The sequence below is a fragment of the Pseudoalteromonas sp. 2CM37A genome (assembly GCF_023161885.1).
In the GTDB taxonomy this organism is placed as follows: Bacteria; Pseudomonadota; Gammaproteobacteria; order Enterobacterales; family Alteromonadaceae; genus Pseudoalteromonas; species Pseudoalteromonas atlantica.
In genome coordinates this window covers 174,057-190,489 of sequence record NZ_JALNTJ010000004.1, presented here as the reverse complement: position 1 = coordinate 190,489, position 16,433 = coordinate 174,057, and the positions used below count along the sequence as shown (strand labels likewise).

The 16,433-nt window shown below is 40.5% G+C and carries 14 protein-coding genes and 1 tRNA gene; 13 read left to right on the top strand and 2 right to left on the bottom strand.

The window, feature by feature from the left end; genetic code table 11:
• The first annotated feature begins 92 nt into the window (after window positions 1-92).
• From MTF68_RS10945 to MTF68_RS10925, 5 genes are all read left to right on the top strand, one after another.
• Window positions 93-914, top strand: coding sequence for an EAL domain-containing protein (locus tag MTF68_RS10945; protein WP_235207553.1), 822 nt, complete (start codon window positions 93-95; stop codon window positions 912-914).
• 87 nt (window positions 915-1,001) lie between these two features.
• A complete protein-coding gene (locus MTF68_RS10940) occupies window positions 1,002-1,373 on the top strand; it encodes an Hpt domain-containing protein (protein ID WP_138577442.1) in 372 nt (123 codons plus the stop codon).
• A gap of 11 nt (window positions 1,374-1,384) precedes the next feature.
• Window positions 1,385-2,779: a sigma-54 dependent transcriptional regulator gene (locus MTF68_RS10935; protein WP_024033792.1), complete on the top strand. Its 1,395-nt coding sequence runs from the start codon at window positions 1,385-1,387 to the stop codon at window positions 2,777-2,779.
• Between the two features lie 258 nt (window positions 2,780-3,037).
• Window positions 3,038-3,568, top strand: coding sequence for a peroxiredoxin-like family protein (locus MTF68_RS10930; protein WP_248462498.1), 531 nt, complete (start codon window positions 3,038-3,040; stop codon window positions 3,566-3,568).
• A 247-nt stretch (window positions 3,569-3,815) separates the two neighbouring features.
• Entirely contained in the window at window positions 3,816-4,262 is a 447-nt protein-coding gene (locus MTF68_RS10925; RefSeq protein WP_004585880.1) for an Hsp20 family protein, read from the top strand.
• A gap of 58 nt (window positions 4,263-4,320) precedes the next feature.
• Here the strand turns inward: MTF68_RS10925 and MTF68_RS10920 are convergent, their stop codons facing one another.
• Both MTF68_RS10920 and MTF68_RS10915 read right to left on the bottom strand, forming a co-directional pair.
• Complete coding sequence (locus MTF68_RS10920) at window positions 4,321-5,877, bottom strand: cryptochrome/photolyase family protein (RefSeq protein WP_248462496.1); 1,557 nt, start codon at window positions 5,875-5,877, stop codon at window positions 4,321-4,323.
• A gap of 90 nt (window positions 5,878-5,967) precedes the next feature.
• Window positions 5,968-6,429, bottom strand: a complete 462-nt coding sequence (locus MTF68_RS10915) for a globin (protein ID WP_004585882.1) — start codon at window positions 6,427-6,429, stop codon at window positions 5,968-5,970.
• Between the two features lie 376 nt (window positions 6,430-6,805).
• On the opposite strand from MTF68_RS10915, the gene MTF68_RS10910 reads away from it, so the two are divergent.
• The 8 genes from MTF68_RS10910 (at window position 6,806) to pnp (ending at window position 16,306) form a co-directional block, all read left to right on the top strand.
• Window positions 6,806-6,882 (top strand) — tRNA-Met (locus tag MTF68_RS10910).
• A gap of 280 nt (window positions 6,883-7,162) precedes the next feature.
• Entirely contained in the window at window positions 7,163-7,618 is a 456-nt protein-coding gene (gene rimP / locus MTF68_RS10905) for a ribosome maturation factor RimP (RefSeq protein ID WP_004585883.1), read from the top strand.
• A gap of 38 nt (window positions 7,619-7,656) precedes the next feature.
• Window positions 7,657-9,156: a transcription termination factor NusA gene (gene nusA, locus MTF68_RS10900; RefSeq protein ID WP_004585884.1), complete on the top strand. Its 1,500-nt coding sequence runs from the start codon at window positions 7,657-7,659 to the stop codon at window positions 9,154-9,156.
• 25 nt (window positions 9,157-9,181) lie between these two features.
• Window positions 9,182-11,839 carry a translation initiation factor IF-2 gene (gene infB, locus MTF68_RS10895; protein ID WP_004585885.1) on the top strand — a complete coding sequence of 886 codons (2,658 nt, stop codon included), beginning with the start codon at window positions 9,182-9,184 and terminating at the stop codon, window positions 11,837-11,839.
• Window positions 11,840-11,948: 109 nt separating this feature from the next.
• Window positions 11,949-12,356, top strand: a complete 408-nt coding sequence (gene rbfA, locus MTF68_RS10890; protein WP_004585886.1) for a 30S ribosome-binding factor RbfA — start codon at window positions 11,949-11,951, stop codon at window positions 12,354-12,356.
• A complete protein-coding gene (truB, locus tag MTF68_RS10885) occupies window positions 12,356-13,300 on the top strand; it encodes a tRNA pseudouridine(55) synthase TruB (RefSeq protein WP_054982205.1) in 945 nt (314 codons plus the stop codon). Before rbfA ends, truB begins: the two co-directional genes overlap by 1 nt.
• 109 nt (window positions 13,301-13,409) lie before the next feature.
• The gene (gene rpsO / locus MTF68_RS10880) at window positions 13,410-13,679 is read left to right on the top strand and encodes a 30S ribosomal protein S15 (RefSeq protein WP_004585888.1); all 270 of its coding nucleotides are present in this window, start codon (window positions 13,410-13,412) and stop codon (window positions 13,677-13,679) included.
• A 500-nt stretch (window positions 13,680-14,179) separates the two neighbouring features.
• Window positions 14,180-16,306, top strand: coding sequence for a polyribonucleotide nucleotidyltransferase (pnp, locus tag MTF68_RS10875; RefSeq protein WP_024033789.1), 2,127 nt, complete (start codon window positions 14,180-14,182; stop codon window positions 16,304-16,306).
• Window positions 16,307-16,433: the final 127 nt, after the last annotated feature.

Below are 16,433 nucleotides of genomic sequence, written 5' to 3'. Positions count from 1 at the left end.
GTATTTATTTTTTATTTTGACGGGGCGTTTTGGTCTGCAATTTGCAATTTATGTAACAAGCTTACGGTGAGCCCTTATTTGTGGAGAAATTTATGAATGCTTTTAAAAGTTTAGAGCCTATCAATACGGTCAACATTGCACGCTGGCATGAACTTGAGCAAATTATGGCTCATGCAATGAAAAACCATTGTTTTAATATGGTGTACCAGCCGCTTGTATCTTTAACAAGTGGGCAATTAGTTGGCTTTGAATCATTAGTGCGCTGCGAATCTTCACGCTATGGTGTTGTTGGCCCAGATGAATTTATTCCGCATGTAGAACAGTCAGGTATGATTTTAGATTTAGGTGATTGGATTTTTAAGCAAACCCTAAGCGATTTAAGCCAAATGAGAAAAATAGGTATGAATGATATAACTATTTCATTGAATATTTCGCCGGTACAAATTATTGAAGGGGATGTGTTTTCTAAAGTAATGAGCTTACTTGATAAGTATCAAATAGACCCCGCAGCCATAAAAGTAGAATTAACAGAAACAGCATTAATAAAAAGTCCGCAGCGTATTGCTAAAACATTTGAGCATTTTCATAAAGAAGGGGTAAAAATTTGGCTAGACGATTTTGGAACGGGCTATGCCTCTTTAGGCCTTTTACGGCAGTTTAATATTGATGGGCTAAAAATAGATCGCAGCTTTATAAGTGGCATTACAACGAACAATGAAGACTTTACCCTGTGTAGCGCAATTATTGCTATGGCGCAAAGACTCGGGTTAGAGACCATTGCTGAGGGGATTGAACAGCGCGAGCAATTACAAATATTAGAGCAGCTAGGGTGTGATGTAGCGCAAGGTTACTTACTCGGAAGACCAAGCAGTTTAGCTAATAATACGGCGACATGGGTAAAAATGTACACTTAACTTAATGTTTAGATTTGCAAAATGCGAAAAACGACTTACTCTAAAAGTATAAAAGCTTTGTATCACAATAATAAATAAAGGCCTAATATGCCAATACCTGAAGAATATATTGATAACACCATCACTCAAGCTCATGTGCTAGCGCAATTAGAGCAAGATGTTGGCTCACTCACTTTAGTAAGGCTGGTAAACTTATTTATTAATGAATTAGAAGAAATGCGAGTTCGTCTTAAAAATGCAATTGATGAGCAAGATGAAGATAATATTAAAGATATAATGCACGTACTTAAAAATTCTGCGGCGCTATATGGCGCATTAACTTTGGCAGCCCTTGCCAGTCAATTACATGATTACCCCCCCGTTACCATTGAAGAAAATATTCACGCTGCTCAGATCGTTCAACATAATCTAGAAAAAACCCACGCTGCATACCAAGTTATTGCTAATAATATTACTTAAAAGGCTCTGCCATGAACGATTCTCAAAAAAAATCACTGGTTTATATAGTAGAAGACAGCATTGCAAGCGGGGCTCTTTATGCGAGTCAATTAGAGCAAGCAGGGCACGAATGTAAACACTTTACCGATGGCTACTCGGCCTTGGTAGGTATAAAAGAGATGATGCCTGATGTCATTGTCCAAGATGTTTGTTTACCCGATATTAGTGGCTTAGAAGTGCTGCAGTTTGTTAAAAAGCAAGAAAAGCCCGCTAACGTAGTCATGATCACCTCAAATAGCTCTATTGATGTTGCAGTAGAGGCAATGCGTTTAGGTGGTTTTGATTTTTTAGAAAAACCGTTTTCAGGCCAGCGCTTAGTGAGCGCCGTAGATAGCGCGCTTTCGCAAAAAGCTCCTCCTGCAGTTAAAATTCAAGAACAAAAAGCGCAAAACACTTCCGGGTTTATTGGTGAATCGTTAGCAATGCAAACGGTGTTTAGGCTTTTAGATAGTGCAGCGCGAAGCAAAGCATGTGTTTTTATTACCGGTGAGAGTGGCACAGGTAAAGAGGTGTGTGCGCAAACTTTGCACGACACTAGCCCACGAAGTGAAGGGCCGTTTATTGCAATTAACTGTGCTGCTATTCCAGGAGAGTTATTTGAGTCAGAGTTTTTTGGCCATGTAAAAGGGGCCTTTAGCGGAGCGCTAAGTGACAGGAAAGGGGCTGTAGAAGTTGCAAACGGCGGTACTTTATTTTTAGATGAGCTGTGTGAAATGGAGCTCAACCTACAGGCTAAGTTATTGCGTTTTTTACAAACGGGTGCGTTTAATCGGGTAGGTAGTAGCGAGGTTTTACACAGTAATGTAAGGCTAGTGTGTGCAACAAATAGAAGCCCTGTAGTTGAAGTTGCCGAAGGGCGTTTTAGAGAAGATTTATACTATAGGCTTAATGTTATTCCTGTAAAGTTACCTCCGCTACGCGAGCGAGCTGGCGATATAATGTTGCTTGCAAAGCATATTTTAAAGCAAAAAAGTGAAAGTAACGCTAAGTTATTCCATCGCTTTTCAAAAGAAGTTGAAAACCTTTTTTGTAACTACGATTGGCCCGGTAATATCCGTGAGCTGCAAAATGTTATCGAAAATATCGTTGTTATCAACGAGGGTGAGGTAGTTGAGTTAGATATGTTGCCAAGCTCATTTGGTGTTAATTCTGCTATTCCAATCAAAAACAGCAGCTCGTCTCAATCTGCGGAGCAAATACAAACTAACTCGCTTATGGGAGTACACGACATAGAGCCCCTGTGGCAGGTTGAAAAAAGGGCAATAGAGTCGGCAATAGCCGTATGCGATGATAACATTCCACTTGCTGCGGCCTATTTAGGCGTAAGCGCCTCGACTATTTACAGAAAAATAAAAGGTTGGAGTTAGCTTTACGCTTCTTGCTCACATCTTCTTGGTGTTTATACTGTGCTAATGCTACTTAAAAAGAGCAAGATGCCTGTTTTATCTAACATTTTATTATTCTGCTTACAGCTTATAATTCTCCTAATCATATTAAACAAGGCTACTTAATAAAAGCGAGTCGCCTGCCATTTCGTTCTCAGTTACATTTTCATGGTTGAAATAAACAAAGATACCCTAAGCTCTATTACTACACCCTAAGTTTAATAGTAAAAGGAGATCATAATGAGTAACGTTAATTTACAGCCAGCGAGTGTAATGCAGCCTTTAGTGGTAAGCGATTTAGATAACAATGACGTGAATTTAGTTGACCGCGTAAGCGACAAACCTTGGAAAATGATAGTGGTGTACAGAGGCCAGCATTGCCCTAAATGTACCGAGCAACTCAACGAGCTTGCAACAATGCATGACGATTTTGCCAGCGCAGGTGTAGAAGTTGTAGCAGTAAGTGGCGATAGCGAAGAGCAGCTTAAAAAGCATCTTGAAAAAATAGACGTAAATTTCCCTCTTTATTACAATTTAACCATTGAGCAAATGACTGATCTAGGCTTATACATTAGTGAACCGCGCAGTGATGCTGAAACAGATCACCCATTTTCTGAGCCTTGTATTATTGTTTTAAACGAAGATAACCAAGTACAGATGCTTGATAAATCAAATAGTCCATTTGTTCGCCCAAGCCTTAAACAGCTGCTAGGCGGTATTAAATTTTCACGCGAAAACGACTACCCAATTCGCGGTACTTTTATTAAGTAACGTGTATTGAGTAATTTGATGAATATACGAAGAGGGCACTTTTTTGTGCCCTTTTTTATTTTTTTTCACTTTTTTTAATTTAATTACTTGAAAACTATTTTACTGCCCATAAATAGTTTAGTGAGGACGCCTGATGGGTCCCAAAAAATACAGAAGTTATTGAAATTTATATTATTAATTTAATTATGTTGTACTTGTTCAAACGAAAAGTAACAACATTATATCGCTTAAATATGAGGATATTATTATGCGTACAGTAGACTTATCACCACTTTATCGTTCATTCATCGGCTTTGATCATTTAGCATCTTTAATGGATGCGGCAGCTCGTACAGACAAGCAGCCTAGCTTTCCTCCTTACAATATCGAAGCACTAGATAAAGACAAATACAGAATCACTATGGCCGTTGCTGGCTTTAGTGAAAATGAACTCACCATTGAGTCAGAGAACAACACTTTAAAAGTTGCAGGCACTAAACCAAACAAAGATGAAAATGAAGAGCGCAAGTTTATTCATCAAGGTATTGCGGAACGTAACTTTGAGCGTAAGTTTCAACTTGGAGATCATGTAAAAGTACTCGGTGCCGATTTAGCCAACGGTCTGCTTAGCATTGACCTAGAGCGCGAAATTCCAGAAGCACTTAAACCTCGTAAAATTGAAATTGGCGGTGGAAACCTAATCGAAGGTAAATAATCGCTAATAAACATTTTCCCTGATTGTAGCCGCCTCAACTGAGGCGGCTTTTTCGTTTTTATAACTCGTTTATATGCGTTAAATAATAATTTGCTTGGGCTAAGGTCTGCTGTTGAAGTTGAGGTGTTTGTTTATCCCAGTTTCTATAAACCATGCCAATGCGTGGGTTTTTTTCAAGTAATGCGCGGTGTTTATCCATAAACTGCCAATATAAGCTGTTGTAAGGACACGCCTTCTCACCTACTTTTTGCTTAACATCATAATGACAGTTTTTGCAGTAATCGCTCATTTTATTGATGTAATTACCACTGGCTGCATAGGGTTTAGTGGCGATAATAGCATCATCTGCAAATTGGCTCATGCCACGGGTGTTAGGCATTTCAACCCATTCAATGGCATCAATATAAACCCCTAAATACCACTGGTCGACTTCATTAGGGTCGATGCCTGTTAATAAGCAAAAATTACCAATGATCATTAATCTTTGAATATGATGAGCGTATGCGGTGTCTAAGCTCTGCGTTAATGCGTGGCTTAAACAGTTCATTTTTACATTACCCTGCCAAAAGTACCCCGGTAACGACTGGTTAGCCTGTAATTGGTTTTTTTGTGCATAGTCGGGCATGTTTGCCCAATATATACAGCGAACATATTCACGCCAACCTAGGATTTGCCTAACAAAGCCCTCTACTTGAGAAATCGAAATTGTGTCGGGATGAGCATTAAATTCGTCAATTACACGCCTAATAACGTACAGCGGGTGGATTAACTTGGCGTTTAAAGCAAATGATAAACGGCTATGGTACAAGCTGGGGTTATTTGTAACTTGGTCGGTCATTGCATCTTGAAACTGGCCGAAATTTTTTAGTAGGTGGATACAAAAATACTCTAAACACGTTTTGGCTTGTTTGCGAGTGAGCGGCCATGGCAGCTGCTGAGGATTTATTTCACCAAAGTAATTTACGTTATGTTTTTTAAGTCTGCTAATGATAGAGCTTACATCGTTATTAAATAATTTTGGCGGGGGGATAGCGTTTAAATCTGCTTTTTTAAATTTGTTTCTGTTATTACTATCAAAGTTCCATTGACCTCCTTGCGGGCTACTCCCATCCATAAGAATAGTGTATTGCTTGCGCATAGCGCGATAAAAGTGCTCCATAGTCACATGTTTGTTTTTTTCAAACCGCTCGTTAATACGTTCAAATGGCAGCATAAAATGCTCAGTGTCATAGGCTTTAACAAGAAAACCAGACTCTTTTTTAAATTTACTTAGCTGTGCTTTGAGACGAAATTCATCAGGGTATTGATAATGTATTTCACTGCAACGATACTGTTTAGCTATGCGCGTGAGTAAATCAGGTAAGGTTTTGTCTTGGTGGGTATCATCTAGGGTAAGGTGAAGTGTGCTGTAATCCGCGCTTTGTAAAGCTGTAGCAAAACGCTCCATCGCATAAAAAAAAGCACATAACTTTTGCACATGGTGCTTAACGTAATTGGTTTCTTGTTTTAACTCGGCAATTAAATAAAGCGTATCAGGCTCTTTTTCTTTAAACCACGAATGCGAAGCATTGAGTTGATCACCTAAAATTAGGCGCAACACTTTATAATGAGCCATAAACCACCTAAATTTAGTTGTACGTAAAAAGCGACAACGTGGATCTAGGTAGTTTGCTCATACGTGCATAAAAGCTAAAGCTTGTATTACTTAAAGCTTACTTGTGCGAAGTTGAGTGATTTTTTGCTCAAGCGAAATAACATTTGTTTTGTTAAACAAAGTTGTATTAGCAAAACTTTCAAAATAACGAAGCGCTTTTTGCCAAGCAAACTGTGTTTGTGCGGTGAATAAACGCCCTAAGTGCTCGTTTAAGGTATCGTAAAAGGCATCGCACAGTAGCGATATTTCTTTTGGTGTAACGCCCATCTTTTTTAAGTATTGCAAGTGAAAGGTTAAAAATGGGGCAACAGAAGATGGGTTATCTAAATGCCTAACTATACGTTCTAAAACACAATATAAAATATAACTTTTTTCGTTAAAATAAGCGGCACTTGGGTACTGCATTGTTATATTTGACTCTTCAAGCTTTGCATGAAAGCGCGCGGTAAACGCATGAAAGTTTGGCTTAACTATATGCAAACTTTTAATTAACTGTGGCTGATAAGTATTCATTAGCAATCTCATTAAATTTTGTAATTTTTATTTTTATCCACATCGGTGAGCTTTTAGTATAGTGCGTTGCTCAAATATCGCACGTAATCTAAACGTAAAAAGCACAAAATTGTATCAGTTTTATGAATTTTAGATATTTTATTTATGAATATATGGCTTTTTACGTACATATTAGTGACGTTACGATTACCATTTTAACGTCTGCATAATCATAGTACATACTGGTGAAGCTTAAAATGGGGGGTCACTGATTTTATCAAACTTATTAGTTATTATGGTTGCTAATTACCCCGTATATCCTTATAATAGCCGCCATTGTTTAGCGGTTGATTAACCACTAACAGCGATATTGAATTTTAGGTTTAATATCTATTGGCGCGGGATGGAGCAGCCTGGTAGCTCGTCGGGCTCATAACCCGAAGGTCGTCGGTTCAAATCCGGCTCCCGCAACCAATTTTTATAGTAGGTATATCCTTACTAATTCTATATCGCGCATTCTAAGTAATGCGCGTTTTGCGTTTAAGCTAATGTAGTTTAATTTGGTCAGTGTATTGACCCGCAGCCAAGCTTGGCCTGAGGCCACACAGTTTTATGCTTTATTGGTGTGACGCCCCGCTTGGTTCGGGGCGTTGTTGTATCTGCACCATTGATTTATGGCTTTGTCATTAAATCAAAACTTAAACTCAGTATTTTAGGGCTATAAGCCCTTTTTTTGTTTGTATGGAGGATTTTCGTGACAAAACTTGAGCAAGATTTATTAACCATGCTTACGCCTGCAGTAGAAATGTTAGGCTTTGAATTACATGGTCTTGAGTTTGTACAAGCAGGCCGCCATTCTACCTTAAGGGTTTATATTGACCATGAGGATGGAATATCTGTTGATAATTGTGCGGATGCGAGTCGCCAAATTAGTGCGATTTTAGACGTCGAAGACCCAATTACAAACGAATATGATTTGGAAGTATCGTCTCCTGGTGTTGATCGTCCATTATTCAAACAAGATCATTACGAGAAGGCGCAAGGAGAGGAAGTACGCGTGCGTACTAAGCTTCCACAAGACGGTCGCCGTAATTTTAAAGGCGACTTAGTAGCAGTTAGCAGTGATATGATCACACTTAAAAGCGATGGCGAAGAGCACTTAATCATGCTTAGCAATATCGAACGTGCGAACATCATCGCAAAGTTTTAATTCGAGTGCGAAGGAATAGGGCAAGCGAGGCATTACCCATGGCAAAAGAGATATTATTGGTTGCTGAAGCCGTTTCCAATGAGAAAGCGGTTCCAAAAGAAAAGATTTTTGAAGCGTTAGAGTTCGCTCTAGCAACAGCGACAAAGAAAAAACACGATGGCGAAATTGAAGTACGTGTATCAATCGACCGTAAAACCGGTGATTACGACACGTTCCGTCGTTGGCAGATTGCAGAAGTTCAAGAAGATGGTTCTTTAGAAAACCCTTACAGCGAAATCACATTAGAAGCAGCTCAAGTTGAAGAACCTGACTTGCAACTGGGTGATTATGTTGAAGAACAGATTGAATCTATCAAATTCGACCGCATAACTACACAAATGGCAAAGCAAGTTATCGTACAAAAAGTACGTGAAGCTGAGCGCGCTTTAGTTGTAGAAGCTTATAAAGATCAAGAAGGCGAGCTAGTAACAGGTGTCGTTAAAAAAGCAACACGTGATGCAATCGTACTTGATTTAGGTAACAACGCAGAAGCGGTTATTTACCGTGACGATATGCTGCCACGTGAAAACTTCCGTCCAGGAGATCGTATCCGTGGTCTTCTTTACGAAGTTAAACCTGAAGCTCGCGGCGCACAGTTATTTGTAACGCGTTCAAAACCAGAAATGCTGATGGAATTATTCCGCATTGAGGTGCCAGAGATTGGCGAAGAAATGATTGAGCTTCGTGCTGCAGCACGCGATCCGGGTTCACGCGCTAAAATCGCCGTTAAATCTAACGACAAGCGTATTGACCCAGTAGGTGCGTGTGTTGGTATGCGTGGTGCACGTGTTCAAGCTGTATCATCAGAACTTGGTGGCGAGCGTGTTGATATCGTACTTTACGATGACAACCCAGCGCAGTTTGTTATTAACGCAATGGCACCGGCTGAAGTAGCTTCAATCGTAATGGATGAAGACACTCATTCAATGGATATCGCTGTAGAAGCTGATAACCTAGCACAAGCAATTGGTCGCAATGGTCAAAATGTTCGTTTAGCAAGCCAATTAACTGGCTGGGAACTAAACGTAATGACTGTTGAAGACATGCGCGCTAAAAACGAAGCAGAGTCCGATAAGTTAATTAACTTATTTACTGAAAACTTAGATATTGATGATGAATTTGCATCATTACTTATCAACGAAGGTTTCTCAACACTTGAAGAAGTAGCGTATGTGCCAGCTTCTGAGTTTTTAGAAATCGACGGCCTAGATGAAGAAACGGTTGATTTACTGCGCTCACGTGCAAAAGATGCATTAACCACTAAAGCGCTTAAAACGGAAGAAAGCTTAGAAGGTGTAGAGCCTGCTGAAGACTTACTTGCGCTTGAAGGCTTAGAGCGTCATCTAGCATTTGTTATGGCAAGCAAGGGTGTAATTACACTTGAAGACTTAGCTGAGCAAGGTATTGATGAATTGGTAGATATTACAGAGCTAACACCTGAAAAAGCAGGTGAGCTAATTATGGCTGCACGTAATATTTGTTGGTTCGCAGACGAGTAATTTATTAACGGAGGTATTACACACTATGGCAGAAGTAAATGTTGAAAAACTAGCCGGCGATATAGGTACAACTGTTGATAAATTGCTTCAGCAATTTTCACAAGCGGGTATCACTAAAAAAGCAGGTGATAATGTAACTGAAGCTGAAAAAGCACAGTTACTTGATCACTTAAGCAAATCGCACGGTGGTACTGGTTCAGATGGCCCAGCACGTATGACTTTACAACGTAAGAGCAAAAGCACGTTAAGTGTAACGGGCTCTACGGGTAAGGCAAAAGCTGTTCAAGTTGAAGTTCGCAAAACACGTACTTACGTGAAAAAGAGCGCAATGGAGCAAGAGCAAGAACAGCAACGTCTAGCCGCTGAAGAAAAAGCGCGTATCGAAGAGCAGCAAAAAGCTGCACAAGAAGCCGCTGAATTAAAAGCGAAACAAGAGGCAGAACGTAAAGCAAAAGAAGACGCTGATCGTAAAGCCAAAGAAGAAGCTAAACGCAAAGCAGATGCAGAGCGTAAAGCTAAACAACAGCAGATGACCCCAGAGCAAAGTGCTAAGTCTGAGAAAGATCGCATCGAAGCTGAGCGTCTGCAGAAAGAAGCAGAAGAGGCCGCATTGAAGAAAGCTGAAGAAGAAGCGAAACGTCAAGCAGAAGAGGCAAGAAAGCTAGCTGAAGAAAATGAAGCTCGCTGGAAAAAAGAAGAAGAAGAACGTAAGAAACGCGAAGAAACCGCGGATCACCATCTTACGACTTCTACTTATGCACGTGAGGCAGAAGATGTTGCCGATGCACGTGATGAGCAAGGTTCACGCCGCGCGAAGAAAAAGAAAAAAGCCCCAGCAAAAGATAAATTTGCAGGCGCTAAAGGCCGTAAAGGCAAGCTAAAAGCACCTACATCATTGCAACATGGTTTCCAAAAACCAACTGCCGATGTTAAAAATGAAGTGCGTATTAGCGAAACAATTACAGTAGCTGAGCTTGCATCGCGCATGGCTGTTAAAGGCGCTGAAGTTGTTAAAACAATGATGAAAATGGGTGACATGGTTACCATTAACCAAGTGATTGACCAAGAAACAGCACAACTTGTTGCTGAAGAAATGGGTCACAAAGTTATCATCGTTAAAGAAAACGAATTAGAGCAAACAGTACTAAATGACCGTCATGAAGATGGTAAGTCTGAGCCGCGTGCGCCAGTAGTAACTGTAATGGGTCACGTTGACCATGGTAAAACATCAACGCTTGATTACATTCGTTCAGCTAAAGTTGCATCAGGCGAAGCCGGTGGTATTACACAGCACATTGGTGCATACCACGTTGAAACTAACGGCAACATGATCACTTTCTTAGATACACCAGGTCACGCCGCGTTTACATCAATGCGTGCACGTGGTGCTAAAGCGACAGATATCGTAATCCTAGTGGTTGCAGCTGACGATGGTGTAATGCCACAAACTAAAGAAGCGGTACAGCATGCTCGCGCAGCTGGCGTTCCTTTAATCATTGCTGTAAACAAAATGGATAAAGAAGGCGCAGATCCAGATCGCGTTAAAAACGAGCTAGCTCAGTTAGACGTTATCCCTGAAGATTGGGGCGGCGATACGCAGTACGTTCATATCTCAGCTAAAACAGGCTTAGGTATTGATGACTTACTTGAAGCTGTTCTTATGCAATCTGAGCTTTTAGAGCTTCGTGCTCCATCAGAAGGCATGGCAGCAGGTGTTGTAATTGAATCTCGTCTTGATAAAGGACGTGGTCCGGTTGCTTCTATCTTAGTTCAATCAGGTACCCTTAACCAAGGTGATATCGTACTGTGTGGTCTTGAATACGGCCGTGTTCGTGCAATGAAAGACGAAAACGGTAAAGACATTAAATCAGCGGGTCCTTCTATTCCTGTTGAGATTTTAGGTCTATCTGGTATTCCGGCTGCAGGTGATGAAGCGACTGTTGTTAAAGATGAGCGTAAAGCGCGTGAAGTTGCTTTATACCGTCAAGGTAAATTCCGCGACGTTAAATTGGCTCGTCAGCAAAAAGCGAAGCTTGAAAACATGTTTACTAACATGGCTGAAGGCGATGTATCAGAAGTTAACGTGGTACTTAAAGCAGACGTTCAAGGTTCAATCGAAGCAATTTCAGACTCACTAACTAAGCTTTCTACTGATGAAGTAAAAGTGAAGATTGTTGGTTCTGGCGTAGGTGGTATCACCGAAACTGATGCAACACTTGCTGCTGCATCTAACGCAATCGTAGTTGGCTTCAACGTTCGTGCTGATGCATCTGCACGTAAAGTGATTGATACTGAAAACTTAGACCTTCGCTACTACAGCGTAATCTACGCGCTAATCGAAGAAGTTAAGCAAGCCATGTCTGGTATGCTTGCTCCTGAGTTTAAGCAAGAGATTATTGGTCTTGCTGAAGTACGTGACGTGTTTAAGTCTCCAAAAATTGGCGCAATTGCTGGTTGTATGGTTACTGAAGGTACTATTAAACGCAGCGCACCTATTCGTGTACTACGTGATAACGTGGTTATTTACGAAGGTGAGCTTGAGTCACTACGTCGCTTTAAAGATGACGTTCAAGATGTTCGTAACGGCATGGAATGTGGTATCGGCGTTAAGAACTACAACGATGTTCGCGTTGGTGACCAAATCGAAGTATTCGAAACAGTTGAAGTACAACGTACACTTTAATTGCTCGTAAACTAAGATTGTAAATGGGGGCTTTGCCCCCATTTCTGTATCCATTATTTAATTAACTTATTATTTTAATTCAGTAAGTTATGATTTTAGGAAAACAATCATGAGAGAATTTTCTCGCACTGATCGTGTTGCTCAGCAAATTCAAAAAGAAATTGCTGTAATTTTACAACGCGAAATTAAAGATCCGCGCTTAGGCATGGTGACAGTGTCTGCGGTAGAAGTATCGCGCGATTTATCTTACGCAAAAGTTTTTATTACGGTGTTTAATACCGAAGATGAAAACAAAGCAAAAGAAAGCGCAAAAATACTTAACGAAGCAACGGGCTATATCCGCTCGTTACTGGGTAAGCGTATTCGTGCTCGTATAATGCCTGAGCTTAAATTTGTAGTAGATAACTCACTAATGGAAGGGATGCGTATCTCTAACTTAGTGGACTCGGTTATTCGCGAAGATAACGCTAAACATGTTGATGATGAAACTGATAGCGAAGAAGGCACTAAAGACTAATGGCAAGACGCAGTAAAGGCCGTCCGATTGATGGTATTTTGTTGTTAAACAAACCTCAAGGCATTTCATCGAACAAAGCCCTACAGCAAGCTAAAGGTATTTATTTTGCCCAAAAAGCTGGCCATACCGGTGCGCTAGACCCACTGGCCACTGGCATGTTACCTATTTGCTTTGGTGAAGCGACCAAGTTTACCCAATTTTTGCTCGATACAGATAAAACCTATGTGGTAAGAGCAAAGCTAGGTGAGCGCACAACGACCTCTGATTCAGATGGCGAAGTGGTTGAAACCCGTGATGTAAACGTTACCACTGAACAGTTAGCTGCAGAAATTGAAAAGTTTTTAGGCGAGTCAGATCAGTATCCATCAATGTACTCAGCGCTTAAATATGAAGGTAAGCCTTTATATAAATACGCGCGTGAAGGCATTGAAGTACCGCGTAAATGCCGAAAAATAAACGTGTTTAGCTTAACGCTTGATGAGTTTGATGAAGCAAATAACGAAGTACAAATGACCGCCCATGTATCTAAAGGGACCTACATTCGTACTATTGTTGATGATTTAGGTGAAAACCTAGGCTGTGGCGCACATGTTATTATGCTGCATCGCTCAGCGGTTGGCCATTACCCTAAAGATAAAATGGTATCGCTTGAGCACCTTGAAACCTTGTTAGCTAAGGCTAAAGAAGAAGAGGTTGCCCCTTCTACATACCTTGATGAATTACTATTGCCAATGGATAGTGCATTGGTTGATTTACCCGTTGTAGAAATTAGCAAAGAGCAGGGTGTTTCGTTTAGCCATGGCCAAGCAGTAGTACTAGGCACTGATTTACCCGAAGGGGCAATTAAAGTTCTTGCTGATGGTGTGTTTATTGGCACCGGTGAGCGCAACCCTGACGGGCATTTAAAATCAAAGCGTGGCTTGTCTAATCAGCAACCCGAGTAAACTTTAACTTGTAGTTATTCTCATAGTTGGTAGAATACGCCCGCTTAATCGTTTTGGCTGAATTAGTGATCGGCTAAAGCACCTATTAAATTTAACTTTTGGAGTTATTATGTCACTAAGCAATCAAGAAAAAATCGATATCATTGCTAAATTTGCACGTGCTGAAGGCGACACTGGTTCACCTGAAGTACAAGTAGCTTTACTTACTTTTGATATCAACAAGCTTCAAGGTCACTTTGCTGACCACAAGCATGACTTCCACTCACGTCGTGGTCTGCTTCGTAAAGTAAGTACTCGCCGTAAATTGCTTGATTACCTTAAAGGTAAAGATATCTCGCGTTATACTGCGTTAATCCAAGAGCTTGGCCTACGTCGCTAAGAACTTGATTACGAGAAAAGGAGCTTTATAGCTCCTTTTTTTGTGCCTAAATTTAACGCTTCACACCCCATCGTTAACTTAACCTCCCTTTAATATAAATAACACCAACCTTGTGCTAGCACTTAACAATTAAGGGTAGGCAACGCTTGCAACAACTGCGTTAAAATTATCTTTAAGAACAATTTAATAGCGAATTATTCACCTAGCTATCTAAAGGTTTTTCATAGCTAAAAATTACACGCTTAATTAAACGCTTTGCGATAAAACAATTAAAAAATAATGTGGCAAAAGCGATTACGTTTTATCTTTGGGTAGGCTCGCAATTTTACGTCGCTTTGGTATATACTATGCGCGTAGATAAATAGGTTATCTGCAGTCATTAAAAATTTTGCCAATTGTAGTACTTAATTGATTTCCAACTGAATACAATTATGTACTGTAATTGGCCCTTTTAATGACACTTATTAATGAAATATAAAAACATTTAAGGAATATTTTAAGTGCAAGCAATTATTAAAGAATTTCAACTAGGTCAACACACAGTTACCCTAGAGACAGGTGCAATCGCACGTCAAGCAGACGGCGCAGTATTAGCAAGCATCGGCGACACGTCAGTATTAGTTACTGTCGTTGGTAAGCGTGAAGCTCAACCTGGTCAAGACTTTTTCCCACTAACAGTTAACTACCAAGAGCGTATGTACGCTGCGGGTCGTATCCCGGGTGGTTTCTTAAAGCGTGAAGGTCGTCCTAACGATGGCGAAACACTTATTGCACGTCTTATTGACCGTCCAATTCGTCCACTTTTCCCAAATGGTTTCGTAAACGAAGTACAAGTTATTGCAACCGTTGTATCTGTAAACCCTGAAATCCAACCAGATATGGTTGCGATGATTGGTACATCAGCAGCACTTGCTATCTCTGGTATCCCATTTAGCGGCCCAATTGGTGCGTCACGCGTTGGTTACATCAACGGTGAGTACGTACTTAACCCAACACTAAAAGAGCTTGAAGAAAGCCAACTTGATTTAGTTGTAGCGGGTACTGATAACGCAGTACTAATGGTTGAATCAGAAGCTGACGTACTAGCTGAAGACGTAATGCTAGGTGCGGTTGTATACGGCCATGAGCAATCTCAAGCTATTATCAACGCAATTAACGAATTTAAAGCAGAAGCGGGCAAGCCTACATGGGATTGGTCTGCACCTGAGAAAAACGTATCGCTTGAAGAAAAAGTAGCTGAACTTGCTGCTGATAAAGTAGGTGAAGCTTACCGTATTACCGATAAAGTAGCGCGTAAAGAAGCATTAACTGCAGCAAAAGACGCTGTAATTGAAGCGCTTACAAGCGAGCTTGCTGAAGATGAAACACTTGATAAGCAAGAAGTAGGTAAAGTATTTGGTTCTTTAGAGAAGAAAATTGTACGTGGCCGCATCACTGCTGGTGAAAAACGTATCGATGGTCGCGAACCAGACATGATCCGTGCACTAGACGTAATGACAGGCGTATTACCACGTACTCACGGCTCTGCAATCTTTACTCGTGGTGAAACTCAAGCATTAGTTACAGCTACACTTGGTACAGAACGTGATTCACAGTTAATCGATGATTTAACGGGTACTCACAAAAACCACTTTATGCTTAACTACAACTTCCCTCCATTCTGTGTAGGTGAAACTGGTTTTGTAGGTTCTCCTAAGCGTCGTGAAATTGGTCACGGTAACCTAGCTAAGCGTGGTATTTCTGCTGTAATGCCTACACTTACTGAGTTCCCTTACTCAATTCGTGTTGTATCTGAAATCACTGAATCTAACGGTTCGTCTTCAATGGCATCTGTTTGTGGTACGTCACTAGCACTTATGAACGCGGGTGTACCAATTAAAGCATCTGTTGCGGGTATCGCGATGGGTCTTGTGAAAGAAGGTGAGAAGTTTGTTGTTCTTTCAGATATCTTAGGTGATGAAGATCACTTAGGTGACATGGACTTTAAAGTAGCAGGTACTACTAACGGTATCACTGCATTACAAATGGATATCAAGATTGAAGGTATCACACAAGAAATCATGCAAATTGCGCTTAAACAAGCAAAAGCTGCACGTTTACACATTTTAGGTGTGATGGATGAAGCGATTTCTGCTCCTTCTGAAGAATTATCAATGTTTGCTCCTCGCATCTACACTATGCAAATTCCTGCTAAGAAGATTGCTGAAGTAATTGGTAAAGGTGGCGCTACAATCCGTCAACTTACTGAAGAGACAGGCACAACAATTGAAATTGAAGACGACGGTACAATTAAGATTGCTGCAACAGACGGTGAAAGCGCGCAAAACGCAATTACACGTATTGAGCAATTAACAGCAGAACTAGAAGTGGGTACTATCTACACTGGTAAAGTTGTACGTATTGTTGACTTTGGTGCGTTTGTAAACATTCTTCCTGGTAAAGATGGCCTAGTGCATATTTCTCAAATCAGCACAGAGCGTGTTAACAACGTAACTGACCACTTAAGTGAAGGTCAAGAAGTCAAAGTTAAAGTACTAGAAGTAGACCGCCAAGGCCGTGTACGTCTAAGCATTAAAGAAGCAATGGAATCAGCAGCACCTGCAGCTGATGAGTCAAAAGACGCATAATTGCTAAACTTTAACCCGTTAATATACGCGGGATAATAAAAAAGGGGCTGTTTAGCCCCTTTTTTTATGCTTTAATGAAACCTTATTAGACAAGGTCTGTCTTATTTTTATTGCGATATATCTTGGT